Annotated in this window: 1 protein-coding gene; it reads left to right on the top strand. The window is 68.0% G+C overall.

The annotated features are described in order from the left end of the window. Window positions 1-2,144 (top strand): transglutaminase family protein (locus ACLP25_RS12450; RefSeq protein ID WP_442469508.1); only part of this gene is annotated, 2,144 nt, incomplete at its 5' end. Window positions 2,145-2,567: the final 423 nt, after the last annotated feature.

Genomic DNA, 2,567 nt, shown 5'->3' with positions numbered 1-2,567 from the left:
CGCTCTACTGGCGGCGCGACGGCAAGCCGGTGTGGAATGACGCCGCCCTGATCGCGCCAGAGCGCCAGGACACGAATGTCGGCGCTCCGCAGGCGCAGGCGTTGCTCGGCGCGATCGCGACCGAGCTCGGGGTCGCCCAGGACTACATCGCCCCGGCCTACGAGGATCCGGCCGAGTGGATCGTCAAGGAGGGCAACCTTCCCGAGAATGTCACGCCGGAAAACTCGAAGCTGAAGGACCCGGAGGAGCGCCAGCGCATCGCGCGCGTGTTTGCGCGCGGCCTGACCGAACCGTCGGGATACGTGCTGCCGATCCAGCGCTGGCAGGCCCAAGCGAGCGGGCCGCATTGGCGCAGCGAGAAATGGAAGACGCGCCGCGGCAAGCTCTATCTCGTGCCGGGCGACAGCCCGGTCGGCTATCGCCTGCCGCTCGGCGCGTTACCCTACGTGCCGCCAGCCTCGTTTCCTTATGTCTTCGAGGCGGATCCGACCGAGCCGCGCCAGCCGCTGCCGGACGTTCAGGCGGTCAAGGGACGCGCGCAGCACAGGGCCTCCTTTGCTGCGCCTGAGTCGGGCCAGGCCGCGCAGGAGCGCGTCGAGCAGACGCTCGGCGACATCAGCGGCGCGGTGCGCACCGCGATCTCGGTCGAGGCGCGCGACGGGCGCCTCAACGTGTTCATGCCGCCGGTCGAGCGGCTGGAGGATTACCTCGAGCTGATCGCAGCCGTCGAGATCGCGGCGGAAAGCGTCGGCCTGCCGCTCCATATCGAAGGCTACCCGCCCCCGGTCGACCCGCGGCTCAACGTGATCCGCGTCGCGCCGGACCCAGGGGTCATCGAGGTCAACATCCATCCGGCGATGAACTGGCGCGAATGCGTGGCCAACACCCAGGCGCTCTACGAGGAGGCGCGGCAGTCGCGCCTCGGCGCCGACAAGTTCATGATCGACGGCAAGCATTCGGGTACCGGCGGCGGCAATCATGTCGTGGTCGGCGGCGCGACCACGCTCGACAGCCCGTTCCTGCGCCGACCGGATCTCTTGAAGAGCCTGGTGACCTACTGGCTCCGTTGGCCGAGTCTCAGCTATCTGTTCTCAGGCCTGTTCATCGGCCCGACCAGCCAGGCACCGCGCATCGACGAGGCGCGCCACGACAGCCTGTACGAGCTGGAAATCGCGCTGGCCCAGATCCCGAAGCCCGGAGAGGGCGCCGCGCCGCCGCCGTGGCTCCTTGATCGGCTGATGCGCAACATTCTGACCGACGTCACCGGCAACACCCATCGGGCGGAGCTCTGCATCGACAAGCTCTATTCCCCCGATGGCCCGACCGGGCGCCTCGGCCTCGTCGAGTTCCGCGGCTTCGAGATGCCGCCGGACCCGCGCATGAGTCTGGCCCAGCAGCTGCTCGTGCGGGCGATCATCGCGCGGTTGTGGCGGTCGCCGGTCGACGGGCCGCTGCCGCGCTGGGGCTCGTCACTGCACGACCGGTTCATGCTCGGCCACTACGTGTGGGAGAATTTCCTCGACGTGCTCGCCGACCTCAAGTCGCATGGGCTCCCCTTCCGCTCCGACTGGTACGTGGCGCAGGCGGAATTCCGCTTTCCGTTCTGCGGAGAGGTCGAATACGAGGGCGCTCAGCTGGAAGTCCGGCAGGCGCTCGAGCCGTGGCATGTTCTGGGCGAGACGGGCGCGATCGGCGGCACTGCGCGCTACACCGACAGTTCGACCGAGCGCCTGCAGGTCAAGCTCTCGACCGCCGACCCGTCGCGCTATGTCGTCGCCTGCAACCGCCGCCGCGTGCCGTTGCGCCAGACGGCGACCGAGGGCGTCGCCGTGGGCGCTGTCCGCTACAAGGCGTGGCAGCCGGCGATGGCGATGCACCCGGTCATTCCGATCCACGCGCCGCTCGTGTTCGACATCTTCGACAGCTGGAGCGGGCGGGCGCTCGGCGGCTGCGTCTACCACGTCGCCCATCCGGGGGGACGGAACTACGACACCTTCCCGGTCAACAGCAACGAGGCCGAGGCGCGGCGCCTGGCGCGGTTCGAGCCGCGCGGCCATTCGCCCGGCGCCTACGAGCCGCCGCCCGAGGCGCCCCATCCGGAGTTCCCCCTGACCCTCGACCTCCGCCGGCCGGCGGGGGCCTAGCGCCGTCCAGGGCGCGTTCGGCGCCCGCTCGGACGTCGTTCGGCGTGCGTTCGACACGCGTTCTGTGCTGGAAATCGGTCCCTTATTCACCCGTGTATCGAGCGTTTTCAACGGCTTGCAATGGAGTTCCGCGAAAAAAATCTCAGACGCGGTTTTCGAGCCGTTCGGGCGCGCCTCAGGGGGCGGCGGGGGTCGGTCGGGATTGGGGCGGGCGGCATGGCGGGTCCGATTGGGGGCATTGGAATCAGCATACGACGGAATTCTCGTTTTCGGAAGTATTTGTTGATGGCCATCAGGCCTGAATGAAACACCGCGTCATGGCCGGGCTTGACCCGGCCATCCACGTAGCGCCGGCGCCATTCGCGACAAGATTTAAAATTATCCAATTCTATCAGCTTTCTATCAGGAAGAGGCGGTGTTCGC

It is taken from the genome of Roseiarcus sp., assembly GCF_052145395.1.
Classification (GTDB): Bacteria; Pseudomonadota; Alphaproteobacteria; order Rhizobiales; family Beijerinckiaceae; genus Roseiarcus.
Note: the sequence above shows the minus strand (reverse complement) of the source record. Positions and strands in the feature narration are given on the sequence as shown.